Source organism: Winogradskyella sp. MIT101101, from assembly GCF_047126865.1.
GTDB lineage: Bacteria > Bacteroidota > Bacteroidia > Flavobacteriales > Flavobacteriaceae > Winogradskyella > Winogradskyella ouciana.
The window spans coordinates 23,013-50,011 of record NZ_CP138982.1 but is presented as its reverse complement, the minus strand read 5'-3'; the positions used below and the strand labels follow the sequence as shown (position 1 = coordinate 50,011).

General features: G+C 38.7%; 25 protein-coding genes. 9 read left to right on the top strand and 16 right to left on the bottom strand.

Translation table 11 applies throughout. The features are described from left to right. The 9 genes from SIB89_RS00225 to SIB89_RS00185 all read left to right on the top strand — a co-directional run bounded on the left by SIB89_RS00225 (position 1) and on the right by SIB89_RS00185 (position 10,171). A complete protein-coding gene (locus SIB89_RS00225) occupies positions 1-3,306 on the top strand; it encodes a reprolysin-like metallopeptidase (protein WP_412560664.1) in 3,306 nt (1,101 codons plus the stop codon). Positions 3,307-3,437: 131 nt separating this feature from the next. Next, a complete protein-coding gene (locus tag SIB89_RS00220; RefSeq protein ID WP_412560663.1) occupies positions 3,438-3,734 on the top strand; it encodes a putative quinol monooxygenase in 297 nt (98 codons plus the stop codon). A 65-nt stretch (positions 3,735-3,799) separates the two neighbouring features. Continuing rightward, positions 3,800-4,522: a gliding motility-associated ABC transporter permease subunit GldF gene (gldF, locus tag SIB89_RS00215; protein ID WP_412560662.1), complete on the top strand. Its 723-nt coding sequence runs from the start codon at positions 3,800-3,802 to the stop codon at positions 4,520-4,522. Further along, positions 4,519-5,016 (top strand): hypothetical protein, encoded by a 498-nt coding sequence (locus tag SIB89_RS00210; protein ID WP_412560661.1) that lies wholly within the window; start codon positions 4,519-4,521, stop codon positions 5,014-5,016. The genes gldF and SIB89_RS00210 overlap by 4 nt, the downstream gene beginning before the upstream one ends. Then, positions 5,003-6,670, top strand: a complete 1,668-nt coding sequence (gene gldG / locus SIB89_RS00205) for a gliding motility-associated ABC transporter substrate-binding protein GldG (protein WP_412560660.1) — start codon at positions 5,003-5,005, stop codon at positions 6,668-6,670. The genes SIB89_RS00210 and gldG overlap by 14 nt, the downstream gene beginning before the upstream one ends. A gap of 88 nt (positions 6,671-6,758) precedes the next feature. Then, a complete protein-coding gene (dnaN, locus tag SIB89_RS00200; RefSeq protein WP_155087776.1) occupies positions 6,759-7,877 on the top strand; it encodes a DNA polymerase III subunit beta in 1,119 nt (372 codons plus the stop codon). 116 nt (positions 7,878-7,993) lie between these two features. Beyond that, the gene (locus SIB89_RS00195; protein ID WP_155087777.1) at positions 7,994-8,200 is read left to right on the top strand and encodes a hypothetical protein; all 207 of its coding nucleotides are present in this window, start codon (positions 7,994-7,996) and stop codon (positions 8,198-8,200) included. Between the two features lie 127 nt (positions 8,201-8,327). Next, positions 8,328-9,425, top strand: a complete 1,098-nt coding sequence (locus SIB89_RS00190; protein ID WP_412560659.1) for an acyloxyacyl hydrolase — start codon at positions 8,328-8,330, stop codon at positions 9,423-9,425. After that, positions 9,422-10,171 carry a head GIN domain-containing protein gene (locus SIB89_RS00185; protein ID WP_412560658.1) on the top strand — a complete coding sequence of 250 codons (750 nt, stop codon included), beginning with the start codon at positions 9,422-9,424 and terminating at the stop codon, positions 10,169-10,171. The genes SIB89_RS00190 and SIB89_RS00185 overlap by 4 nt, the downstream gene beginning before the upstream one ends. Positions 10,172-10,173: 2 nt before the next feature. Here the strand turns inward: SIB89_RS00185 and SIB89_RS00180 are convergent, their stop codons facing one another. The 16 genes from SIB89_RS00180 to SIB89_RS00105 form a co-directional block, all read right to left on the bottom strand. Then, complete coding sequence (locus SIB89_RS00180) at positions 10,174-10,953, bottom strand: DUF547 domain-containing protein (RefSeq protein WP_412560657.1); 780 nt, start codon at positions 10,951-10,953, stop codon at positions 10,174-10,176. A gap of 124 nt (positions 10,954-11,077) precedes the next feature. After that, the gene (locus SIB89_RS00175) at positions 11,078-11,440 is read right to left on the bottom strand and encodes a DUF4870 domain-containing protein (RefSeq protein ID WP_273291324.1); all 363 of its coding nucleotides are present in this window, start codon (positions 11,438-11,440) and stop codon (positions 11,078-11,080) included. Between the two features lie 252 nt (positions 11,441-11,692). After that, complete coding sequence (locus SIB89_RS00170; RefSeq protein WP_412560656.1) at positions 11,693-12,826, bottom strand: type II secretion system F family protein; 1,134 nt, start codon at positions 12,824-12,826, stop codon at positions 11,693-11,695. Beyond that, positions 12,826-13,290, bottom strand: coding sequence for a hypothetical protein (locus tag SIB89_RS00165; RefSeq protein ID WP_412560655.1), 465 nt, complete (start codon positions 13,288-13,290; stop codon positions 12,826-12,828). Before SIB89_RS00165 ends, SIB89_RS00170 begins: the two co-directional genes overlap by 1 nt. Continuing rightward, positions 13,277-13,642, bottom strand: coding sequence for a type II secretion system protein J (locus SIB89_RS00160; RefSeq protein ID WP_412560654.1), 366 nt, complete (start codon positions 13,640-13,642; stop codon positions 13,277-13,279). The genes SIB89_RS00165 and SIB89_RS00160 overlap by 14 nt, the downstream gene beginning before the upstream one ends. Further along, positions 13,630-14,226, bottom strand: coding sequence for a hypothetical protein (locus SIB89_RS00155; RefSeq protein WP_412560653.1), 597 nt, complete (start codon positions 14,224-14,226; stop codon positions 13,630-13,632). The genes SIB89_RS00160 and SIB89_RS00155 overlap by 13 nt, the downstream gene beginning before the upstream one ends. 1 nt (position 14,227) lies before the next feature. Then, complete coding sequence (locus tag SIB89_RS00150) at positions 14,228-14,911, bottom strand: hypothetical protein (protein WP_412560652.1); 684 nt, start codon at positions 14,909-14,911, stop codon at positions 14,228-14,230. Between the two features lie 2 nt (positions 14,912-14,913). Continuing rightward, positions 14,914-15,381, bottom strand: coding sequence for a hypothetical protein (locus tag SIB89_RS00145; RefSeq protein ID WP_412560651.1), 468 nt, complete (start codon positions 15,379-15,381; stop codon positions 14,914-14,916). Then, positions 15,371-15,727 (bottom strand): hypothetical protein, encoded by a 357-nt coding sequence (locus SIB89_RS00140; RefSeq protein ID WP_412560650.1) that lies wholly within the window; start codon positions 15,725-15,727, stop codon positions 15,371-15,373. Before SIB89_RS00140 ends, SIB89_RS00145 begins: the two co-directional genes overlap by 11 nt. Positions 15,728-15,729: 2 nt before the next feature. Further along, positions 15,730-16,455, bottom strand: coding sequence for a hypothetical protein (locus SIB89_RS00135; RefSeq protein ID WP_412560649.1), 726 nt, complete (start codon positions 16,453-16,455; stop codon positions 15,730-15,732). A 23-nt stretch (positions 16,456-16,478) separates the two neighbouring features. Further along, positions 16,479-17,111 (bottom strand): porin family protein, encoded by a 633-nt coding sequence (locus tag SIB89_RS00130; protein ID WP_412560648.1) that lies wholly within the window; start codon positions 17,109-17,111, stop codon positions 16,479-16,481. A gap of 332 nt (positions 17,112-17,443) precedes the next feature. Further along, positions 17,444-20,272 (bottom strand): RHS repeat domain-containing protein, encoded by a 2,829-nt coding sequence (locus tag SIB89_RS00125; protein WP_412560647.1) that lies wholly within the window; start codon positions 20,270-20,272, stop codon positions 17,444-17,446. Continuing rightward, complete coding sequence (locus tag SIB89_RS00120; RefSeq protein WP_412560646.1) at positions 20,251-20,934, bottom strand: hypothetical protein; 684 nt, start codon at positions 20,932-20,934, stop codon at positions 20,251-20,253. The genes SIB89_RS00125 and SIB89_RS00120 overlap by 22 nt, the downstream gene beginning before the upstream one ends. Then, positions 20,931-21,467 (bottom strand): hypothetical protein, encoded by a 537-nt coding sequence (locus SIB89_RS00115; protein WP_412560645.1) that lies wholly within the window; start codon positions 21,465-21,467, stop codon positions 20,931-20,933. Before SIB89_RS00115 ends, SIB89_RS00120 begins: the two co-directional genes overlap by 4 nt. A 281-nt stretch (positions 21,468-21,748) precedes the next feature. Next, entirely contained in the window at positions 21,749-22,588 is an 840-nt protein-coding gene (locus tag SIB89_RS00110) for a hypothetical protein (protein ID WP_412560644.1), read from the bottom strand. Between the two features lie 216 nt (positions 22,589-22,804). Next, positions 22,805-26,995, bottom strand: a complete 4,191-nt coding sequence (locus SIB89_RS00105) for an RHS repeat-associated core domain-containing protein (protein WP_412560643.1) — start codon at positions 26,993-26,995, stop codon at positions 22,805-22,807. Positions 26,996-26,999 lie beyond the last annotated feature (4 nt).

The window sequence follows — 26,999 nt, the reverse complement described above, 5'->3', positions numbered from 1 at the left end:
ATGAAAAACCATTACACTTTAATTTTAGTATTACTACTTAGTGTACTAACAAGTTCCATTGGAGCTCAGAACGGCAAAAGCGATTGGAGTCCTTTGTCCGAAACTAAAAAAAGCCAAGTGCAAAATATTAGTTTCAATAAAGATAAAATGCCCACAACATTTAATTTATATACTTTAAATATTGAATCTGTAAAGGACAAGTTACAGAATGCACCAATTAGAGGTGAGTTTTTTGGAAAATCCCAAAATATCATTAGCGTTCCTAATGTAGATGGAACTTTAGATTCCTATCGTGTATTAGATGCTCAAATTCTTCACCCTACGCTCGCTGCACAACTTCCAAATATTAAAAGTTATGTAGGTCGAAGTATAGAAAACCCAGGAAAGTTTATACGTTTCAGTGTGTCTAAAGCTGGCTTTCATGGACAAGTATTTGAACCAGGGAAATCTACCTTTTTCATTGACCCCTACACCGAAGACAAATCAGTTTATATAGCTTATAGACGTGCGGATTTAGTTGATAACTCTGACGACATCTTTTTGTGTGAAACTGATAACACTATGTATGAGAAAGCTATGAATGCTCCACCTAATAATGTCTTAAGAGCAACTGATGATAGTAGAATTCGACTTTACGAATTAGCGATGTCTTGTACTGGTGAATATGGTGCTTTGTTTATAGGAAGTGCCACTACAGATTTTGACAGAAAATCAAACATTATGGCGCAAATGGTAATTACCATGACGCGTGTAAATGGTATTTATGAAAAGGAAATGGGAGTTACCTTTCAGTTTGTCCCAGACAATTTCGATATTATGTTCTACGATCCAGCAACTGACCCTTGGGATGGCGAATATAATGATAAGACACAAGAAGTAATCGATGCTACGATAGGCGATGCCAATTATGATATCGGTCATAATTTCAATACCGATGGTGGTGGAAATGCAGGTTGTATAGGTTGTGTTTGTAACTCAGGTAATAAAGGTAGTGGTTATACAGGAAGGTCAAACCCTACAGGAGATTCTTTCGATGTGGATTATGTTGCTCACGAGATTGGTCACCAAATGGGTGGTTACCATACACACAATGGTACAGGTACTTGTCTTAAAAGTGGAAATAACACAGAGGTTGAACCAGGAAGTGGTTCTTCAATTATGGGCTATGCAGGTATTTGCCCAGGTCAAGATGTTCAAAACAACTCTGATGATTACTTTAACTATGTAAATATTAGAGATATTAGTGCTAACATACAAGGTGGTGTTAGTTCTGTATGTTTTGATGAAATTCTTGTATCTAACCTACCTCCAACTGCCAATGCAGGTAGTGATTATATTATTCCTATTGGTACTGCATTTCAATTAACAGGTACTGGTAGTGATCCTGATACGGTTACAAATGGCGATGTATTAACATACACATGGGAGCAAAATGATAATGAAAATATGCAAACTCCATTATTGCCAAGCCCTACAGCTACCGAAGGCCCTATGTTTAGATCTAGACGCGGTACAACGTCACCAAGTCGTTATTTTCCGCAATTGAGTGATATATTGGATAATAATTTAGCGCCAACTTGGGAAGTAATTCCACAAGTTCAGCGCGATTTTGAATTTGCGCTTACGGTTAGGGATAATGTCCTTTATGGTGGTCAAACGGCAGATGATTTAATGCAATTAAGTACCGATCAGTTAGCTGGTCCATTTATTGTGACAAGTCAAAATGAAAACACCACATGGATTCAAGGTGAGACTGAAACCATTACATGGGATGTTGCAAATACAGATAATATCTTAACTGTAAATTGTCAATTAGTAGATATCTTCTTTTCTGCAACAGGTGATTTTACGGACACCGTAACTCTTGCAGCAAATACATTAAATGATGGTAGTGAAGATATAACCGTTCCTGCTACAACAACTAATTCCGGTAGATTGATGGTAAAAGCTGCTGATAATGTGTTTTTAGACGTTAATGACTCTACAATTATTATTGAGGAAGTAACTGTACCAACCTACTTTTTAACTGGTTTGGAACTTGCAAAAACAGTATGCGCCAACACAAATAGTACCACTTTCAATTTTAGATATACACCTTCAACAGGATTTACAGACACCGTAACATTTACTGCTTCTGGAAATCCAGCGTCTTCAACTGTAAGTTTTAGTCCTGCAACAGCAAGTGACACAGAAACCGTTGTGACAATGACTGTAAGTGGGTTTGCTCCAGACGCTGCTCAAGATTACACCATTGTTATAGATGGTGCATCAACGACAGAGAATAAAACACAAGATGTTGTGTTAACCTTAAAATCCGATAGTTTTGTTTCGCCAACATTAACTAGTCCTGCGAATGCAAGTACTGATCAATCTACATATCCCGTGTATAACTGGTCTGCAGATGGAAGTGGAGTAACAGAAGAATATGATATTGAGATTGCAAGCGATGCTGGGTTTAGCTCTATTATTGAGTCGGCTACTGTATCTTCAAATAGTTATACTCAAATGACAGAACTCGCTGAGCAAACGCAATACTTTTGGAGAGTAAAACCTAAAAATGAATGTGGTGAAGGTTCATTCACTAGTGGTAATGCTTTTACAACAGGGACAAATTCTTGTATTACAGCATCCAATAACACACCTGCACCTATAGTTTCGACGCTTACAACAACAAGTACCATCGAAATAGGTGATGATGTTTCAATATCAGATATTAATGTAAGCGTAGATATACTTCACCCATATATTGGTGATGTTATTTTAGAATTATTGAGCCCATCTGGTACATCGGTTGTCTTAATTTCTAGTCAATGTGGTGCCAACCCAGATATGGTAGCTACATTTGATGATGACGGAAGCCCAACAATTTCTTGTGCTGCAACATCTCCATCAATTTCAGGAACCTTAAAGCCTGCACAACCACTTTCTGGATTTAATGGTGAAAGTAGTGCCGGAACCTGGACATTGAATATTACAGATACAGGAATTGGTGACGACGGAACAGTTAACTCTTGGAGTATTGAGTATTGTGGTGTTCAAGAAGAGACGTTGTCCACACCTACTTTCGATGATACGAGTGTGGTTATGTTCCCTAACCCTACGAAGGAAAGTATCAGTATATCATTTTCGAATTTTGACTCTATAAATGTTGAATTTCATGACCTACTGGGAAGAAAGGTCTTTGAAGTATCAGATTATAGATCAAATAGCTTGATCAATGTTTCTAAGTTATCCGCAGGAACTTATTTAGTAAAAATTTCTACGGAAAATAACAAAACCATTGTGAAAAAACTAATTATAAAGTAAGCTTTGTAATTATTTAATAGCGGAAAGTGCACCATTTAATTATGGTGCATTTTTTTATGCGCTTCTATTAAGATAAATCCATCTTAATTTTAATACTTTTACGTGATAAATCTAAAAAACCATCTTAATAGATGTTAGTAAGAATTGTAAAAATGAGTTTTGATGCTTCTAAGATTGAAGAATTCTTAGCTAATTTTGAAACCAACAAAACAAAGATTAGAGCTTTTGAAGGTTGTAATTTTTTAGAATTATACCGCGATAAGCACAATACCAATATCTTTTTCACGTATAGTTATTGGGATTCTGAAGACGATTTAAACAATTATAGACATTCCGATTTGTTTAAAAGTGTTTGGTCTAAGACAAAACCATTGTTTAATGCAAAACCTGAAGCTTGGAGTGTCAATAAATTAGCGAGTTTAGATTGACGAATTACGAATGACTGAATACTGAATACTGAATACTGAATACTGAATACTGAATACTGAAATTAATGCTAGCAATTTTAAAAAAAGAAATAAACACCTTTTTCGCCTCACCAATTGGCTACTTGGTCATTGGTGTGTTTTTATTGTTGAACGGCTTGTTTCTTTGGGTCTTTAAAGGAGAATTCAATATTTTAGATAATGGCTTGGCGAGTTTATCGTCCTTCTTTTTGTTGGCGCCTTGGATTCTTATATTCCTTGTTCCTGCAGTGACCATGCGCAGCTTTAGTGATGAAAAAAAACAAGGCACTTTAGAGTTATTAGTCACTAAACCTATTTCGTATTTTCAGATTGTATTAGGTAAATATCTTGGTGCTTTTGCATTGATACTTTTAGCATTGCTTCCAACATTACTTTATGTATATACGGTCTCACAGTTAGGAAATCCGGAAGGAAATCTAGATATGGGAAGTACCATTGGTTCCTATTTTGGGTTATTGTTTCTGATTGCAGCCTATACGGCTATAGGAGTGTTTGCCTCTACCCTTTCAGATAATCAAATTGTGGCATTTATCATTGCGGTTTTTATCTGTTTCTTTATGTATTTTGGCTTCGAAGGGCTTTCTAATTACAACGTCTTTGGAGATCTCGTGTATATGGAAAACCTTGGGATGTCGAAACACTACAACAGTTTGAGTCGAGGTGTGATTGATACACGCGATTTAATTTATTTTATAAGTATCGCTCTGGCGTTTTTAATATTCACCAAACTTAGAATTCAAAAGCAATGATCATTACACCATTCTTAGTCATATTTATGATTGTAGTGTTTGTGCTACTCTTTTTGTTTTTGAATACAGTGGACAGGCGCAAATGGTTAACGGGTTTGATCAGTTTAATCTTAACGCCATTCGTCTATTTCTATATGTTTTATCCCTTTGTGAATATCGTAAGCAATTATCATCATCAAAAATATTTCAACAGCGAAGCTTGGGTAGAAAAACCAGCTTTACGCTACGAGATGATTGACAATACCATAGCATCAGACACTCTGATAGGATTATCAAAAACCGAAATTGAAAATCAACTTGGAAAGTATGAATGGCTAAGTTGGAATGATAAAAAACAAGCACATGATAACGATAAATGGAATTACGGATTAGGCATAGAACCTGGTGCTTTCAATGGTGAAAAGGAATGTGTAGAGCTTACATTTACAAACGATAAAGTTTCAGAAGTAAAACATTATCAAGAAGAAATTACATACGAGAATGAAGAAGAATAAAACCCTAATTTACATACTCGGTGTTATCATTGGCTTAATTGCCATAAATGCTATTTCAAGTGAAGTTTATGGACGTTTCGATTTAACTAAAGATAAACGTTACACACTTTCTGATGCTTCAAAAAATCTGATTACAGATATAGACTCCCCATTGATTATCGATGTGTTTTTGGAAGGAGAGTTTCCTTCAGAGTTTAGAATTCTTCAAACCGAAGTACGACAAATCATTGAAGAATTTCAACTGGAAACCAACAATATTAGAGTTAATTATATAGACCCAATTGCAGATGAAGCCACACGCGAACGCAATATTGAGGAATTGACCAAGTCTGGTCTTGAACCTTATATAAACACAGACAACAGTACTGGTAAAGTCACACAAGAGATTATTTTCCCATGGGCTTTTGCGAGTTATAAAGATCAAACGATTAAGATTCCGTTGCTGAAAAAAAGTATCACCCAAGGTTTACAGGAACAAATCAATAATTCTGTACAAGCTTTGGAATATGCCTTTGCTGATGGTTTTAGTAAACTGGTAAACCCTAAATCCCAAAAAATTGCAATACTAAAAGGTAATGGTGAACTTGGTGATATTTATATAGCCGATTTCTTAAAAACCATCCAGCCCTACTACAATATTGCGCCTTTTACTCTGGATAGTGTCGCTTCAAACCCACAAGGCACATTAGAAAATTTAAGACAGTATGATTTAATCGTAGCAGCTAAACCCAGCGAAGCGTTTTCAGAAAACGAGAAATTGGTTTTAGATCAATACACCATGCATGGTGGTAAAAGCCTTTGGCTAACTGAATCTATCATTATGGACAAGGACAGTCTGTATAATGATTCGGGTTCTGGTGTTTCCATTATGCGCGATTTGAACCTCAACGATTTCTTTTTTAAATATGGAGTTAGAGTAAACCCAAGCTTGGTAAAGGACCTCTTCTCTGCTCCAATAATGTTAGCGATTGGTGAAGGAAGCCAAGCGCAGTTGCAACCTATTCAGTGGCAGTATTCACCATTAGCGGCCTCCAACCCAAATCATCCAATCTCTAAGAATTTAAACCTGGTAAAGTATGATTTTGCTAGTCCTATGGACACATTGAAAAATCAGGTTAAAAAAACCATATTGCTTCAAAGTTCACCAAACTCTAAACTAGAAGGTGCTCCTACTAATATTTCTTTAGCTGATGTTACTAAATCACCAGATGAAAGCACATACAAAGCAGGACCTCAAAACTTAGCGGTGTTGTTAGAAGGTGAGTTTACCTCCGTTTATGATAAACGTGTATTGCCATTTAAAGTCAAGGATTTTAAATCTACAAGCAATACGACCAAAATGGTGGTAATATCAGATGGAGATGTTATAAAAAATGAGGTGATTAGAAATAGACCACAAGAATTAGGTTTTGACCAACTTACCGGAAAAGCTTTCGGGAATAAAGAATTTCTTCTAAACACCGTGAATTACTTACTGGATGATACAGGACTTATAAACATTAGAGCCAAAGAAATTAGTATCGCCTATTTAGATTCAGATAAGGTTAAAGAGAGTAAAGGTAAATGGCAGTTGGTTAATATTGCTTTGCCATTGGTGTTACTTGCATTATTTGGATTTGCTTTCAACTACATCAGAAAGAAAAAATACACTTAGAATTTGTTAATAAGTTTGTTTTATAAAACCCATTGATTAGGATATATTTGTATGACGAATTCAAAAGTTAAAAATACACTTATAACGCATGAAATTTATTGTTTCAAGTACTTATTTATTAAAGCAACTTCAAGTATTGGGAGGTGTTATTAATAACAGTAATACATTACCTATTTTAGATAATTTCCTTTTTGAGCTTAGTAAATCCTCATTGACGATTTCGGCGAGCGATTTAGAAACCACAATGTCTTCTACAATTGATGTAGAAAGTGATTCTGAAGGCAGTATCGCTTTGCCTGCACGTTTGTTGTTAGATACTTTAAAAACGTTTCCAGAGCAACCCTTAACATTTGTGGTTGAGGACAACAATACGGTTGAGATAAGTTCTAACCATGGTAAGTATGCCTTGGCCTATGCTGATGGTGCTGAATTCCCAAATGCTGTATCTCTAGAAGATGCCAGTAAAACAACAATTATGGGAGATATCTTAGCTACCGCAATTAGCAAAACTATTTTTGCAGCTGGTAACGATGATCTAAGACCTGTGATGAGTGGAGTCTTCTTTCAGTTTTCTCAAGACAACTTAACCTTTGTAGCAACAGATGCTCACAAACTGGTTAAATATACTAGAGATGATGTTACTGCAACTGAATCTGCAGAATTCATCATGCCGAAAAAACCTTTGACACTTTTAAAAGGAATTTTGGCTGGTAGCGATGATGATGTTTTGGTAGAATACAACGAATCTAATGCCAAGTTTACTTTTGAAAACTCTGTACTGATCTGTCGTTTAATCGATGGTAAGTATCCTAATTATGAAGCGGTTATTCCAAAGGAGAATCCTAATAAATTGGTGATTGCAAGAACTCAGTTTTTAAACTCTGTGCGTCGTGTTAGTATTTTCTCAAATAAAACCACACATCAAATCCGATTGAAAATTGCAGGAGCAGAATTAAATATCTCTGCTGAAGATATCGATTACAGCAACAAAGCTGAAGAGCGTTTAACCTGTGATTACCAAGGGGACGATATGCAAATAGGTTTCAATTCGCGTTTTTTAACTGAGATGATCAATAACTTAAGCTCTGATGATGTACAATTGGAAATGAGTTTACCAAACAGAGCCGGTATCTTAACACCAATTGATGGTTTAGATGAAGGTGAACATGTCACCATGCTGGTAATGCCAGTGATGCTAAACAATTAAAAATTTTGCTAACTCAACAGTTGAAAAAGGCTCATTATGAAAGGTGAGTCTTTTTTTGTGGAAGAAGTTTAAATAATAATAACTACCTTTAATGTACTAACTAAACTATTTATAAAATGGATAAGACTGTAAAAACTATAGTACTGATTGTTGGAGTTGTTTTAATTGGTTATGGTATCTACACTATGATTGCACCAGAAGCCTCAATAAGTATTGGTGATATAGGTATTGAGGCTCAAGACAATACAAACTCTTATATAACAATCGCGTTAGGTGTTGTAGCACTCTTGGCCAGTTTGTTCGTTGGCAAAAAAGCTAAGTAAACCTTATGAAGAATTGAAAAGGCATACATAATCGTATGTCTTTTTTCTCCTAAATTTACTATAGTAAACTATAAATTATTCTATTTTTATAATCTCTAACACCTTCCCCTTTTACAAGTGTATTTATATGAAAAACCATTTTTTGGTTCTATTTTGTTTTCTATATCTGACTAGTTTCTCACAAAACGAGGAGAAGAAACCTTTTTCATTGGATTTTAGTCCTTTTTATGGCACTATTCTAGAACACAATCCAGATATTTCACATTTAATCACCCATCATCCAACAGGTTTTGTTCTTAGTTATAATAGAAAAACCTATGGTTTTAATGAATGGGAACGTCGTTACAACTACCCAGATTGGGGTTTTTCATTGACTTACCAAGACATGAAGAATAAGCACTTGGGTGAGAACATTGGTCTGTATGGTCATTTTAATTTTTATTTCCTCAATCGGAATTTGGTATTCAGAATTGGTCAAGGGATTGCCTATGCCAACAAACCTTACGACAAAACGGATAACTTTATAAACAATGCCTATGGATCGCATTTGTTAAGTACTACCTATCTCAAATTCGATTACATAAAAGAAAACCTCTTTAAAGGTTTGGGCCTCAATGCAGGATTTACAATTATCCATTACTCAAATGCCAACGTTAAAGCACCAAATAACAGTACCAACACCTTTGCATTTTCCGCAGGACTAAATTATTTGTTCGATGCCGAGGAATTCCCGGATTACATTCCAGAAGGAGAACGCACCAAATATTCTGAGCCGTTTAAATACAACTTTGTATTTAGAAGTGGTATCAACGAGAGTGACGTTAATGGTAGTGGCAGATTTCCATTTTATGTGTTTACGGCATTTGTGGATAAACGTATCAACCACAAGAGTACATTTTTATTGGGTACGGAACTTTTCGTCTCTAATTTTTTAAAGGAATACATAAAGCACCAATCCATTGCTTTTCCTGAAAACGCAATTGAGGCTGATACGGATTTTAAACGCGTAGGTATTTTTGCAGGTCATGAGTTACGGTTTAACAAGGTAGCTTTTATCACACATTTGGGTTATTACGTGTATTGGCCTGTAGAGTTTGAGAATCGATTGTATAATCGCTTGGGCTTAAAGCGCTATTTTTCTGATACTTTTTTTGGTGTTGTAAATGTACATTCGCATGGTGCGAAAGCTGAAGCTGTTGAATTTGGAATTGGAATACGATTATGAAAAAGCTAATACTATTTACTTTCGGACTATTGTTAATCGCTTGCGATACGGAAAATGCATTGGATTGTTTTCAAACCTCTGGGAATATAATTCAAAAGGAATACGATCTTGATGGATTTGATAAGATCACAGTAATGGAACGCAGCCAACTTTATATTTCCGAGGGAGACTTTGCTGTAGTTCTAGAAACTGGTGAAAATTTACTAAATGACATAGATATACGAGAATTTGAAGGACGATTGGTCATAGAAAACGAAAACGCTTGTAATATCACTCGAGATTATGGTGTGACTAAGGTATTTGTTACCGCACCTAACATAACCGAAATTAGAAACAGTTCAGGTTTAAAAGTCATTAGCGAAAACACATTGACCTTCCCTAACCTCACTTTACTTTCTGAAGATTTAGAAGAGGAAGATGCTTTCCATATTGATGGTGATTTTGAACTGGACTTAAATGTTGCCAACCTCACCATTACCCAAAACGGATTAAGTAATTTTTTCCTGACAGGTAGCGTCACCAATTTAGATTTAAACTTCTTAATGGGTGATGCACGATTTGAAGGTAGAAATTTAACCGTTGAAAATGCCGATGTTTACCATCGTGGTACTAACGATATTATTATCAATCCACAACAACAACTCACAGGAAGCATCTTAAGTACTGGTGATATCATCCTCGTCAACATACCACCAATTTTAAATGTTGAAGAACTTTATACTGGCCAATTAATTATTGAAGATTAGCACTACTCCACATCATTCAAATCCCAATTGTATTCGATATAGCTTAATTCTACATTAGGATTAATCTTGGTGTCGGCATATTGATTAATGTAATCGATAATAGATTCCGATTGCAATAAAAAATCCTTTTTATACCATTTAAAAATTTCGGACACTTTGGCACTGTTTTCTGAAATATCGTTTTTATCAGAATTTATAAATTCCTTGGCAGCTCTATCCATCAGTTCATTCACATTTTCCGCCGTGTAGGCTTCTCGTAATAACTTCGGACAAGAAATTGAAGCACAATTAATAGCAAAATGAATGCGTGGTTCGTTCATTTTCTGTAAAAATCCTTTTTCGATATCCGCAAGTGAAAATTCTTTCTCACCTATAAAGATGAAGTTTTTAAGAAATGGAGAAATCGTAGCATCGACTTTTTTAATGCTCTCTACAGGATAATTATCTACTATAAGTTTTATGGTATTGGCATTATAAACATTGATGAAATAAGCTAATTGTTCTTCATAGCTCCAGCTTTTATCTGGCACTTGCTCACTGAGATATTGCACATAGTCATTAAGGATTTTTTGGTCAGCCTTAAAACCTTCATAGGCCACAAGGCCATCTTCTCTTACATTTTGTTTTAAAAGCTTGTCCCAAATACTATGGTCTAGTGAATTTTTTATAGTATCAGAATAAGCTTGGTCAGAATTCTTTTTATAGGGAACGCCTTTTGTAGATATACAAGAGCTGAGTGTAAATAAAATAATTAACCCGGAATAAATTAGTGTCTTTTTCATACCTAAATATAGAAAAATAGATGATTAAGACTGTTATAGATTTTATAAATGAAAAAATAACTTTATTAGAGCATAAAAAAGACCCATCGCAAGATGAGTCTTTTTAATTCCATTTCTTTAATAACTAACTAACAAAATTAAGAGATAATGGATAGCTAGGTAATTCTCCATTACTAGCTTTTATAGCGTTTACAATTGGCATTACAAACGCCAATATTGCAATTAATATTAATGTTATAATCCCTAAACCGAATACAAGGATTAACGGAATACTAATGATGCTATATATTAAAATACTCAACTGAAAGTTTAATATAGACTTACCATGCGCATCCATTTCTTCCACTCTGTCTTTTTGGGTGGCCCAGATAATAAGCGGAACTACTAATCCACCAAAACCTGTGATATACGTCAATAATTGCGTTAAATGCGTAATTACGATAAGTTGATTATCGTTACGCTTTAATGTGTGATAATTTGATTCCATGATTTTATTTTGATTAACACCTATAGGACGCAAATTGGGTGGAAATGTTACAGAAATTATTAGAAACTTTACTTCCCGATACAGAAAGTAACTTTGAAGTATCTGTAATACTTAGCCTTATTACGATACAAATTCGGTACATAAAAAATCAATATGAATCAAAATAAACCTAACAGTTTATTTTGATTTCCTGAGATATTCTAGAATTAACAGTAGTTTTTTTTCGGGCGACCAATTTCGCTAAAATAGTCCTTATCCTAAAATACTACTCAACTTAAACATTGGCAAATACATGGCTATCAAAATCAGCCCAACCAATAGACCAACAATCATTATTATCACTGGCTCTAATAATGTTGAAAGTAGTTTGGACTTTTGTTGAACTTGAGTATTGTACTGCGCATTTAAACGTTGAAAGATAAACTCATTCTGATTGGTTTCTTCAGCTACTTTAACCAAAGCTACCATTTTATCATCGAACAGTTTATGTTGCTTCAGACTGTCGCTTAAAGATTTCCCTTTTAAAATTTCTTGTTCAACGGATGCTAAAGCATTCTGTAGAGGATAAAAATTTATCATTTGTTTTACAAGCTGAATACTATTCACTACAGGAACTTTAGAAGCTGTTAATAGACTTACGGCCTGGGTAAACTGCGATAAATACACGGTTTTTACAAAATCACCAATAAAAGGTAATTTTGAAATGATCTTATCCTTTATCTTTTTATACCAACGTTTTTTGTTAAAAAAAACTCTTGATCCTACCAGAATTAAAAGAACTAATAATATTAACCAACCATAACTTTTTAGAAATTCTGAGCAGTTGATGATAAACTTTGTAATGGCAGGCAATTCTACTTTTTGTTGCTCAAAAATATCCTGAAACATAGGTACGACATAATTCAACATAAAAACAACGACTAAAACTGCTGTAGCTAATATAATGGTGGGATAAGTCAATGCGCTAACCAAATTACGTCGTTGTTCATTTTTTCTGGCATAAAACTCACCTAACTGTTGAGTTACTTCTATCAGAGTGCCTGTTTCTTCACCTATCTTAAGTGAGTAATATTCGTATTCTGAAAATTCTTTATGATGACTAATAGCTTCAGATAAACTTGACCCAGAAACTATCGCTTTAGAGATGTGGTTTAATTTATCTTTCTGAGGTTTCTTTTTTAACGCACCTTCAATAAGCTCTAAGCCATCTTTTAGTGTAATACCTGCTTTTAACAATACACTGAGTTCGGTATAAAAATCTTCTTTTATCTTATTAGAAAAACTATTGCTAAATAAATTGATTTCTTTTTGTAAAAAAGAAGTTCTACTAGCCTTTTTGCTCTGATCTTTCTTAACCGTTTGTATGTTATCTAATTGAAATCCCATTAATTCATGTAAAGGGTGGCGTCATTTTTCTTAAAGATAAATAATTCTCTATTTTGATACGCTTTTGTTACCCTCAATTTTATAGCATCTACTTTATTGGTTTCTGATGCAACACCATCAAAATAAAATTGCCTTGTTTCCAATGGAACTGCAAAGGTATCCTGGGCTTTAATAATAAAATCTTTTGAAAATGTATAGGAAATAGAATCCAATTCATGCTTTAATACTAATTGATCTTCTGTTGCATCATAACGAATGTTTGGGTAACGGTTAAAATCTAACCATAAACTAGTTTCAAGTTTTTGTAGTTCTAAGCTTTTATTATAATTAGCTTGGATAGCAATCATTTGCTTTTGCACCAGCCCTAATACCGAAAACGCCAACCCTACCACAATACTTGTAAGTATAAGTACTACTATGATTTCACTCAATGTAAATGCTTCTATTTTTTTATTGGTTTTCAACTTTAACTATACTTAAGTTTTTATTTGTTTTAGAGTTTATAGCTTCGAATTCAATATAGGATTGACTGTTTTCTTTATAGCTCTCTATGGTTACGTTCCAGTTTTGAAATGTTTCTACATAGGGCAATCGAAGTTGCTCGTTCTGCTGTAGATACTGCAATTCATTAAGATGGGTTTTTATAGCTTGATTATTATTCTTTATGGTATTTGAAAACAAGTTATTCAATATCATACTTGCCAACATGAATATCAAAACAATAAGTACTGTAGCTACAAGTGTTTCCATCAATGTAGACCCTTTTACACGATAATCGCGACTAAATACTTTATGGATAGTTTTTAGTACAGCCATTTCAAAATCTCTTTTCTAGAATCATTAAACATCAGCCCAATATATTCTTGCGATAATTCGTTAACCATTATTGTTCCATTATAAATATGATTCTGGTATATGGATCCGGCTTGGTTAGCGATAAAATTATTAGCATAGACCGTTCCATATACATTGCCTTGCAACTCCACATTTTGGTTGCAATAGAGCTCTCCATAAATAGTTGAATTTTCTTTTAACTCTATTTGTGCTTTATAGTTATTATGTTTTTCTTGCCCTAAGTACACTACCGATCCCTTGATAGAAGAATTTTCATCTATGACAATGGCATTTTGTTCACTTATTTGATTTGTACCGCCTTCTTGTACAATTTTCTGTTTTTCACTTATCACAAGTGCTGACGGATAGTTGAGCTGCACATTGCTACCTATTACAATTTTCTTTGTTGCAACAGCTTGGAAGTTTCCAACAACATTATCCCTAATTTCTATTTCTGGTGCAATTAGTAAAACATCTTTTAAATTTGAAGATTGATGAACAATAATTTTAGTTTCAGATTGTATAAGAATATGTCCAGTAAGATGGGTAGCTCTTAAAGCTATCACATTATTTGAGAAAACAACCTGCATGGGACTTAAAAATGAATTGTTTGTAACGTTGACCTTCTTCAATACTCAAAAATTGGTTTTGAGGCAGCTTAGAAGCTGAATATTCTAATGATTTTATCTGGCTTATTGTTTCTGAAGATAATTTTGGCAATGCTGAAGAAGACCTTATAGATCCAAAAATTAATCTTGAACCATAATATGACTGTCCAGAAATATAGCCTGGTTTTACACCTTGTTTTGGTAAATACGCAACGCCTTCAATTTTAGTATTACCTACCAATACCAATGGCTTGTTATTATCTTGAACATATAAAGCCGTTCTGTTATTTTTTGGTTGCTTAGAACCTACAAGGGCTATTTTTTGAAAGCGCTTATTCTTAATGGTTGCTGTGCTCACAACTTTTTCAAAAAAACCCCAAAAACTACGATGTACTTTTAAGTTCTTATAATCCTCATCATAAAGGTTGATAATTGTTGTATCATTTAGTTGAATAGGATTTTGTAACGCATAATCAATACCATGGCTAGACTGCTTCGTGGTTTCAATAATGAAATTGGATTGTATTTGAAATTGCCTATGTGTATGTACCAAAAGAATGAAAGCGGTCAGCAATAAAGCAATAACAACAATGATAAATGTTGTGAGTTGTAGTGCCCCAGCTTTTAACTTTAACCTAAACATGGCTAAAGTTTTATAGTTTGATTCTTACCATCATAACGAATAATAATTGACTGCTTATCACCACTTATGAGTTTGACATTATTAACAGTTTGGCCAGGCTTTAGCAAATATTGTTGGTTATTAATATTAACTACAAATACTTTAGATTTAGAATTTTGGTTTTGAATTAAACCTCCATAAGTGATATTTAGCTGTGGTAATGGCTTTTGTTGCTCTTTTATAGACTTAACCTTTTTTCCTGAAGTTTGTTTTCTAGTAGATAACGTGCCTAAGAATGGATCTCTATCAACATCCTTTATAGAAAACGTATCTAGTGCATTTTGTTGTTTTGGGTTAAACGCTACATCAAAATTCTGTTCTGCGATTTCTGGCTCTTCTGGGCTGAGACCATTTACAATTTTGTAGGCAATGGTTCCCCAAACACCAAGCACTGCTGCTAATAATAAATATGTCTTGGCTTTATTCTTCAATGGTAAAGCTTTGTGTACTATATTCTGTTTGATAATCAGAATTCTCTGCTCTTACTCGCCACTGGTAATCACCAAGTTCTAAGGTTTGATTAAAACTTATTACTGTAATCGTAGTATCCATTACTATTTGATTTGCCATTTCAAAGCTAGGTGTAGCTATTTGTAATTTATATTTCTCGGCATCTTCAACAGCATCCCATGAGAAATTAATATCCGTTATGGCTAATGTTGTAGCATCGCTTGGTGCTAAGATAGTAACCGAATCATTAGATATATCCTCAACTTCTATGATCTCTTCACAACTCACAAGTAAACCAACAACTAAAATCAATTTTATATACCTCATAATTAAAATTTAAAGTAGTCAACTTTCTTTTTTGCTCGCTTGGCACTTCTATAAGTACCTTTAGGGCATTTATCAGTACTTTCCACAATATCCACAACTTCTAGTTGATGTCTATCATCTTCTAGCCAACAGAAATTTGAAGCTTGATATGCAAACACCACACCGTCACTAAACTTTAAAGTGATGTGTATTTGATTGTTTTTATAGGCTTTTAAAACAAAGGTCTTATTTACTTCTTGCTCTAAAAATAGAGCATCAGCTTCTAAAACAGATCTCATTTTTTCATCACCAAGAGCAATTGAAACGGCTGAAATAATATGTGCGTTTTTTTTATTAAGTATATAGTCTTTAACGTCCTTATTGTGAACTTCATTTATTGTATTTAGAACGGTAACTCTATCCGCAATCTCAAGCTTTAAAAATTTTGGCTTATGTTCTAAAGAGTCATCATAAGCTATAATTATAGGAACGGCTTTACTATTATTGGCTTTGGAAAAAGCTTTATAACTCGATTTACCAAATTCTATAACGTTCATTTTAAGCTTTACAGGTTGATCATAGATTGGAAGTGCAATACTATTGTAATCTTCTTCTAGAAGAAACAGTTTTTCCTCACCAATCATTCCTAACTCCTTGTGGTGTATGGTTTTTGTTTGATTTTCGTTTGACACTGAAATAGTTTTACAAGCAACAAGTAATAAAACCATAAGTATAGAAAATCTTTTCATAATATTTATCGTACAATTCATTTTTAAAAAACCATATAACCAACATTAAAACTAAGCGCAAAATTTCTTACATTCAATTCACCAACAACTATTGGAGGATTTCGCTCAATTTCAAAGATGTTAGAAAAACCTTGATAAACATTCAACGAAATTCTAAAATCTCTAATTTTATAACCGATTTCAAAATTTACCCCTATATCTAAACTACTATCCACATCCCCTAAATCCAAACTTTCATTATTATCCGAAATTAAAATACCCAATTGTGGTCCAACTTCAAAATACACTTCATTAAAAAATCTAATGTTTAGTGGAATAGAAATATAGTTTAATTTATAATCAATGGTACTTATTTCTAAACCACGTTCCTCAACATCACCGTAATCTTTTTCTCTATCCCCCATTTGGTTAAATATCAGTTTTGGAGAAAATAGTATTTTCTCTTTTAAAGGAATCTCCGCAAAAACACCAAGTTTAAATCCTATAGAGCTAGTATTGAAATAACTGCCATTTGTTGCTCTAAATTCATTAGTAAATCTTGAAGAATTTAAACCTGTAGAAATACCGTACTCGACTTGAGAGTTACTAATCATAAACGACATAAATAACGTAGTGTATAATGTATTCTTTAAAAACTGAATTAGCATTTTATGCATAATATATTAAAATTTAATTTAGACATCTTGAAGAGTTAAAAGAGGTAATGACATCAAAAATACAATAATGAATAATATTATTTTGTAAATTTTGTTTGTGAAAAGCTTAAAAATATTAAAGCTTAGATAAGCTATCAAAAGTGAAGTAAAAACACCAATCAGAATACTATTCATATCTTTTGGTCTCATATTTAACCCAATAATATTATGAATTAGACCTGAATAAATATAGTTAATACTAAGTCTATAATTAATAAATGGAACAATAGTAAATACAATTAAGTTTATAAAGAAAATTATACCACTAAGTATTATATCATTTTTCTTTTCTTTCAATTATTATTGATTTTATGATGATCTGGATTCAAGTATTCTTCATAAGGCCCTGTTTCATAAATACCTGGATGGCCAGGAACCCCATCATTTGCTTTTAGTTTTATATTATCTGCCTGTAGCAAAAGAAATTGTACAAATCCATTTGAATTAGGTCCCCAGGGGTCATAGTCTGGTAAATTATTAAAATCATAAATACCGTCTTCATTCTGCTCTCTATTAATAAATTTTGAAAATACCTGAAATATACGGCGCTCCACTTCATATCCAGGTGAATCTGCAGAAACCAATAGTGGTTCACTAACTGGCCCTCTACCATCTTTATAATGTTTTGGCCAAAATCTTCTCATTAAAGGAATTCCTGTTCTGCCTGTATATTCTTCTTTTTTACCATCACCATCAAAATCAAACTTTGTTTTTTGGCCTGTCAACTCTATAGTAACATCAATTTTATCTGTCTTTACACGTAAAAATAAATGTCCAGCTAATCCTAGTACTGGCCATTTAGTAATTGTTTCGGAAAAAACCCAAACACTATCGCCTTTCTTATCAACAAAACTTATGGGATCGTTACCCAAACCCAAATATGGACTATTAAATTCATGAGCAGGATCTGGATTTAACCACCTTCCTATCCTGTTGTCCCATAGCCTAAGCTCAAAGGCCTCCTTGCCGGTCTCGGGATCCTTCTCTGCATACTCGCCTTGGTAGCCGTAACGGTAATTCCCCTCAACATTGCGGTCCGGCATCGCCATCCCAAAGGGGTAGTAGTCCGTCTTGTTGGTCAGGGACAGGGCATTGTTACCGTCCTTTACCATCACCGCCCTCACGTTGCCCAAGTGGTCACTGACCTGGTAGGCATAGGTGCCCTCGCCGTTGTCCCTGTAATAGACCCCAAGCCTTCCCGCACCGTACACGGGATGCTCCTTCAGTGCCTGTGGCTGCTGTACCGTTGGGCCTGTAGCCTCGTCATAAATTGCTAATGGATTGCCTGAGGCATCCCGTACATATACCGTTCTAAAGGTGTTACCATTATCATCATAGGACTCCTTCCTTACCCTGTGCCCCCTGTCGTTGTAGTAGAACGCCACCTTCGGCGCCTCGGCGACCTCCAGCTTTATGTTGTCCACATAAATGGCCGCCTCCGGGACACTGGCATCATAGTAAGCCGTTACCTTCAAGTCTATCGTGCCCGTGCCCGGCGTAAATTGCAGACTGTGCCCATTGGTATAGAACGCACTGCACGGCTGTATGTCGTTCAGATCGGGATCGTCTATAAGGACGGGGTTCGGATAATTATAGGTCGTCGCTGCCAGCACCTGCCCGTTGGCATCCAGTACCTCCAACTTGTACCCCATAGGGTTGTCCGCCAACTGCGGTGGCGGTTGCGGGTCGTTGGGATCAAAAGGGCGAAGCCGTTGCTTGTGCTCTATCTGCTTAACGATCAGGTCGGCCGAGAGCCGGTGCAGCTTACCGTTCATCGCCGTCAACTCGCGTGATGCGCTAAGCTCACCAGGGTACTGCGGGTTCAGGATATTCCCGGGCTTTACAATGCCCATGCTGTTCCCATAGGTGTCCTGCAGCTCGCCGCAGTGCACGTTCACCGTATTGGTGTAGTAGCTGTTGTAATTGACAAACGCGCTGCCCTCCTCTACGTCCCAGAAGCCCTGCTCGGAAAACGTCGCCGTAGTGAAGTCCTGGCTGTAGATCGTTGACCAGTCGCCCGTATTGCTGTCCGTAAAGCCGTTGATCCTGGTCACCAGGCCAGAGGCACTGTACTCATAGCTGATTCCGTCCTGCACATTGGTCTCCAACTGGCCTATACCATTGTAAACGTAATTGTCCTGTGACTGTACCGTTTCGTCACCAAAGGGGCCGCTTACAGTCGTCGTTATGTATTGGTCCCTTAAATCATTGTAGCGAGCGGGATCGACATTGTCCCCTGTGTCCTCAACGGCAGTCAATTGGTTCTTGCCGTCCTTGTAATGGTAGGTGAACTCGTCCATGTCGTTACTGCCACTGGCGTTGGTCACACCGTTCCTGGTAAGGGTCTTGATGTTACCGTTGGCATCGTAGGTGATGTTGTCCACCCTATAGTCACCGTTGGCATCGGCACTGAAGGTAGAGTTGCCATTGCTTGTCGTGGTCGTGCCGAAATCGGCACGGGCCAGCCAATTGTTCTTGTTGTAGCTGTAGGCGTATGTATCTACCGTGCCCGCAGCAGGCGTGTCGTTGTTCCACCTCGCACTGGCTATGTTGCCGTTGAACTGGTTGTTTGCCGACGTGTTCTTCAGCCCATTTAAATAAGTGCCGCCCCTTGTATAATCTTGGTCATGGTAGTCCAGTATCATCCCGAACACATCGGTCATGAACCCATTGGTCCCTGGACCGTCGTTCCCGGGGTCCTTGAACCCTTCGCCCAATGGTGAGTTGATCGCCTTTAGCTGACCATTGATGTTATAGACATAATCGATGCCCTGTAGGTTCTCTGCTATCTCGGTACGTCTCAACGTCCCTGTTTCTGTATAGAAATACCTTGCGTTCTCCGCATAGTCAACATCGTCCCTTGACGTGCTGACCATGGTCAGCTGCCCCGCAACATCATAATCGTACTTGTGGACAAAACGCTCGCTTGGTACGTGGCGTTGGTAATCGACCTTGGTGACCTGTCCCGTTAAAGGGTCGTAACTGTAATTGATGGTCTTTACACAGTCCAGTCCCGCTGTTTTTTGCACCAACCATTTTACGCGCCCGTACACATCGTAGCTGTACCAGGTCTGGTTGGTGAAGGGTTTGCCCGTAACGCTCATCGACACGTTGCCGTACAAAAAGTCTGACGATAGAGCTTACCATCTATATTGCATTCGTCCAGGACACCTGTAAACTGTGGGTCAGGGATGTCATAGAGTGTCTCGTGCAGTTCCTTGAGCTGGTTGTCCAACATCGAGGTGTCCGCATCCAACGCATCGAAATCGGCTGTACCAACACCACTGCGTATCGGCCGTCCCAGGTCGTCATAGTCCGTAAAGCTCACCTCACCTAATAGTGCCTGTTTGCTGTTCTGAGAAAAACGGATCTGGCCGTCCTTGCGGTATTTAAACTTTGCAGTGCCCTCATCCGGTGAAGTCGCTTCCAACAACTGTCCCAAACTGTTGTACCTAAAGGTGCTCTCCAGCTCATCCCCCAATGGCTGGGTGCTGCTCAGCAGCCTGCCCGCGCGGTCGAAGGTGTTGAGGCTGTAATCGTAGTAGTTGATATCGTAAGTGATCGTTATCGGGCCGGAAGCGTCGTACTCAAAGTTGACGGCGTCCACGGCTATCCTGTAGCATCCCGGCGGCAGGGTCGGATGGCTCCAGATGGCCACCTGTGTCTCCGTGGCAAGGTTCCATATCCTAAGGGGATGGCCCGTCGGGTTATTGATGTCGATGCCCGAGCAGCCCACGGGTATGTGAAAGTCCAGATAGCCCTGTTCGTTTACGCTGGAGGTCATACCGTACTTCGCAAGGCTCGGGTTCCCTCATTGCCGCTGCGTGCCACGGCAAGCGTGTTACCCTCGCTGTCCGTAAAGACCACCGTCTCCACACCATTGACGTCCCTGCTGATGTGTTTTGTGATGCGGTCGTCGTTGTAGGCACTGCTGCCAAAGGCATTGGGCCTGGAAAGCTCCTGTGCGGCCGGCATACTGAAGCTATACGCCTGTAGCCACTGTCCGTTGACCTTGTTGCCGCCAAGCACCTTTTTCGTGTTGCCGGGACTGAGCCTGCTGTACACCAAGCGCGTAAACGGGTATTGCGTATTGTCCTGAAAATCATAACCGCCATTGTCAAAGTAATAGGATCCCAACAAGCTGCTCGATGATACCGGTCTCGGATCATCGATATAGTTCCCCTCGTCAAAATCGGACAGCGTATAGCTCGTATTGAGGTCGTCCTTGATGAAGTTTGTCTCATTGAGCCCAAAACCTGTACCTATCGGTGCACTGAGCGTCTGAAGTGCGGGCCTGCCATGGCTGTCGTAGAGCACCTGGCTCGCCCAGACCTTATCGGTCAGTATATCCCAGCTCTGGCTCTGGGTGCCCTTGCCAAGGTGTTGAAATAGGATATCCCCTTGCTCAATGTATTGCCCAATAGATCATAGCTGATACTGCTCGTCCAGTTCCTGTCCGAATCGACCGTTGGATCAGGTGGCAGCTCCTGAGCGTTCATAACCAAACCCAAAACCGTGAGTAAAACCAATATTATGTGCCTTGATGCTCCCATGTCAATTACTTTTTGTTCGTGTCAATTACTGATACTATTTTATATTTATTTCAAATAATTCAAAATATCTTCTTTTGCTTTTTCTCTTAGCTCAGAATAAGGGAACACAAATTTTTTACTTTGTAAAATTTCTTTTAACGATTTAAAGCCTTCTTGACCTTGTAAAACTGTTCCATCGATAAATATCTCTTTAGGAACTTTATAGCCTAAATCAACTATCAAAAATTTTAAAGCCATCAAATTTTTGTGAGTACTTAAACAAAGATAGACCACATTTGCCCTATAATTTTCAGTATTATTGTACATAAATAATAAATCAGGGTTATTTATTTTTGATAATAACAATTCTAAAATTTCAAGCCCACAATCTATTTCTTCGTCACTATAGTATTGGATAGTCTCATTTATAGGATCGTGAGAAAAATAATTACATTTTTGAAAAAATCTAGGGGTAATATTTGCTCCATATTCTAATAAATGCTTTATATAATACAAATCACAATCTTTTTGGTACCTTATTGCTGATATTAAAGGACTTATGCAAGAACTGTTCTCAATATTAGGATTAGCTCCAGATTCCAATAGCTCGTCAAAAGCTTCTTTTTTTTGATTTACCAAAGCTAATTCAAGAAGTGATACTTCATATTTTTTATCTTCAAAATTTATATCAATGCCTTTTGAAATTTCCTTTTTAATAACATTCTTATCATTCATTTTAATGGCTTTAGCAATATTTTCCGCAGATGTTCCATAAAAGTTTGAAAACTTAAATGCAGGATTTTCATATTCGCATGAAAAGAGAATAATAAAAAGCAAAAGACAAATTTTTAAATTTTTCATAATTAATAATTCTTTTTTAACGACAACCACAATTTGCTTTTTCATCTTTACCTCCACCAAATTCGTAGAATACATTTTTAATGATATTTATTATATCATGAACTTCTAAAAGATTAACTCTAAAGTTATCTTTAAATTCCCCTACGAAAACTGTTTCGCCAACAGGCTTTGCTATAGCTGAAATAGCGGTTTTATGTTGTACCTGATGTAAAGAAACTCCTTTAGGGACATAATTGGTTTGTTGTACTACAGGTCTTATTGCTAGTGGAATTTCAATATTCTTTTTTTCAATTTACGTATACTAGCTTTAGACACCCATGCTGGATCAAAAGTGATAGAATTTCTACCTGTAGCCAAAGAAGAATAGTTTGCTAAACCGCCACCAAGTGAATGTCCAACAAATGTAAGCTCTTGCTGCTTTAGTGCAATAGATAAATTATTTGACACTTCTAAAGCTTGATCATATTGCTCAGATCCAGCCCAAGCTTGTTTTATATTATCATCCCCATCCGCTGACCAACTCCAATCATCAGTTCCTTTATATACATATGCATATTCAATATTCCCATTTTCTAATTCCCTTGAAAATAAAGCCGCTTTTAATCCTGTACGTGAATCATCTCTATTATACTCAGTTATTTGAGATAATTTCCAACCACCAACTAAAGTAACACTGGGGTCATAAATAAAAGCAGCCATTAATGATGCTTCTAGTGGTGTTGGGTAACCACCACTAGGGTCAATAAATACGATAGGGTTATTTGCCATTCCCAGATATGGTGAATAATGTATTCCCATAGGATCCGGATTCAACCACCTACCGATCCTACTGTCCCAAAGTCTTAGCTCAAATGCCTCCTTACCGGTCTCGGGATCCTTCTCTGCATACTCCCCCTGGTACCCGTAACGGTAATTCCCCTCTACGTTCCTCTCTGGCATCGCCATCCCAAACGGGTAGTAATCCGTCTTGTTCGTTACCGACAAGGCGTTGTTCCCATCCTTTACCATCACCGCCCTCACGTTGCCCAAGTGGTCGCTGACCTGGTAGGCATAGGTGCCCTCGCCGTTGTCCCTGTAATAGACACCCAGTCTGCCCGAACCGTATACGGGATGCTCCTTTAGGGTCTGTGGCTGCTGTACCGTTGGACCTGAGGCCTCATCGTAGATCGCCAATGGACTGCCACCTGCATCTCTTACATAGATCGTTCTAAATGTATTACCGTTGTCATCGTACGATTCCTTTCTTACCCTGTGCCCCCTGTCGTTGTAGTAGAACGCCACCTTCGGCGCCTCCGCGACCTCCAGTATTACGTTGTCCACATAAAAGGCCGCTTCCGGTACACTGGCATCATAGTACGCCGTCACCTTTAAGTCGATTGTGTCCGTGCCCGGCGTAAACTGCAGGCTGTGCCCATTGGTATAGAACGCACTGCACGGCTGTATGTCATTCAGATCGGGATCGTCTATCAAAACAGGGTTCGGATAATTATAGGTTGTCGCTACCAGTACCTGTCCGTTGGCATCCAGCACCTCCAACTTGTAGCCCATAGGGTTGTCAGCCAACTGTGGTGTCGGTTGCGGGTCGTTGGGGTCAAAAGGGCGCAACCGTTGCTTGTGCTCTATCTGCTTAACGATCAGATCGACCGAGAGCTGGTGCAGCTTACCGTTCATCGCCGTCAACTCGCGTGATGCGCTCAGCTCCCCAGGGTACTGCGGGTTCAGGATATTGCCAGGCTTGACAATGCCCATGCTATTGCCATAGGTGTCCTGCAGCTCTCCGCAATGTACGTTCACCGTATTGGTATAATAGCTATTGTAATTCACAAAGGCACTGCCCTCCTCTACGTCCCAGAAACTCTGCTCGGTGAACGTAGCCGTACTAAAATCTTGGTTGTAGATCGTTGACCAGTCGCCCGTATTGCTGTCCGTAAACCCATTGATCTTGGTCACCAGGCCAGAGGCATTGTACTCATAGCTGATTCCGTCCTGCACATTGGTCTCCAACTGGCCTATACCATTGTAAACGTAATTGTCCTGTGACTGTACCGTTTCATCGCCAAAGGGGCCGCTTACCGTCGTCGTTATGTATTGGTCCCTTAAATCATTGTAGCGCGCGGGATCGACATTGTCCCCTGTGTCCTCAACGGCCGTCAATTGGTTCTTACCGTCCTTGTAATGGTAGGTGAACTCGTCCATGTCGTTACTGCCACTGGCGTTGGTCACACCGTTCCTGGTAAGGGTCTTGATGTTACCGTTGGCATCGTAGGTGATGTTGTCCACCCTATAGTCACCGTTGGCATCGGCACTGAAGGTAGAGTTGCCATTGCTTGTCGTGGTCGTGCCGAAATCGGCACGGGCCAGCCAATTGTTCTTGTTGTAGCTGTAGGCGTATGTATCTACCGTGCCCGCAGCAGGCGTGTCGTTGTTCCACCTCGCACTGGCTATGTTGCCGTTGAACTGGTTGTTTGCCGACGTGTTCTTCAGCCCATTTAAATAAGTGCCGCCCCTTGTATAATCTTGGTCATGGTAGTCCAGTATCATCCCGAACACATCGGTCATGAACCCATTGGTCCCTGGACCGTCGTTCCCGGGGTCCTTGAACCCTTCGCCCAATGGTGAGTTGATCGCCTTTAGCTGACCATTGATGTTATAGACATAATCGATGCCCTGTAGGTTCTCTGCTATCTCGGTACGTCTCAACGTCCCTGTTTCTGTATAGAAATACCTTGCGTTCTCCGCATAGTCAACATCGTCCCTTGACGTGCTGACCATGGTCAGCTGCCCCGCAACATCATAATCGTACTTGTGGACAAAACGCTCGCTTGGTACGTGGCGTTGGTAATCGACCTTGGTGACCTGTCCCGTTAAAGGGTCGTAACTGTAATTGATGGTCTTTACACAGTCCAGTCCCGCTGTTTTTTGCACCAACCATTTTACGCGCCCGTACACATCGTAGCTGTACCAGGTCTGGTTGGTGAAGGGTTTGCCCGTAACGCTCATCGACACGTTGCCGTACAAAAAAGTCTGACGATAGAGCTTACCATCTATATTGCATTCGTCCAGGACACCTGTAAACTGTGGGTCAGGGATGTCATAGAGTGTCTCGTGCAGTTCCTTGAGCTGGTTGTCCAACATCGAGGTGTCCGCATCCAACGCATCGAAATCGGCTGTACCAACACCACTGCGTATCGGCCGTCCCAGGTCGTCATAGTCCGTAAAGCTCACCTCACCTAATAGTGCCTGTTTGCTGTTCTGAGAAAAACGGATCTGGCCGTCCTTGCGGTATTTAAACTTTGCAGTGCCCTCATCCGGTGAAGTCGCTTCCAACAACTGTCCCAAACTGTTGTACCTAAAGGTGCTCTCCAGCTCATCCCCCAATGGCTGGGTGCTGCTCAGCAGCCTGCCCGCGCGGTCGAAGGTGTTGAGGCTGTAATCGTAGTAGTTGATATCGTAAGTGATCGTTATCGGGCCGGAAGCGTCGTACTCAAAGTTGACGGCGTCCACGGCTATCCTGTAGCATCCCGGCGGCAGGGTCGGATGGCTCCAGATGGCCACCTGTGTCTCCGTGGCAAGGTTCCATATCCTAAGGGGATGGCCCGTCGGGTTATTGATGTCGATGCCCGAGCAGCCCACGGGTATGTGAAAGTCCAGATAGCCCTGTTCGTTTACGCTGGAGGTCATACCGTACTTCGCAAGGCTCGGGTTCCCCTCATTGCCGCTGCGTGCCACGGCAAGCGTGTTACCCTCGCTGTCCGTAAAGACCACCGTCTCCACACCATTGACGTCCCTGCTGATGTGTTTTGTGATGCGGTCGTCGTTGTAGGCACTGCTGCCAAAGGCATTGGGCCTGGAAAGCTCCTGTGCGGCCGGCATACTGAAGCTATACGCCTGTAGCCACTGTCCGTTGACCTTGTTGCCGCCAAGCACCTTTTTCGTGTTGCCGGGACTGAGCCTGCTGTACACCAAGCGCGTAAACGGGTATTGCGTATTGTCCTGAAAATCATAACCGCCATTGTCAAAGTAATAGGATCCCAACAAGCTGCTCGATGATACCGGTCTCGGATCATCGATATAGTTCCCCTCGTCAAAATCGGACAGCGTATAGCTCGTATTGAGGTCGTCCTTGATGAAGTTTGTCTCATTGAGCCCAAAACCTGTACCTATCGGTGCACTGAGCGTCTGAAGTGCGGGCCTGCCATGGCTGTCGTAGAGCACCTGGCTCGCCCAGACCTTATCGGTCAGTATATCCCAGCTCTGGCTCTGGGTGCCCTTGCCCAAGGTGTTGAAATAGGATATCCCCTTGCTCAATGTATTGCCCAATAGATCATAGCTGATACTGCTCGTCCAGTTCCTGTCCGAATCGACCGTTGGATCAGGTGGCAGCTCCTGAGCGTTCATAACCAAACCCAAAACCGTGAGTAAAACCAATATTATGTGCCTTGATGCTCCCATGTCA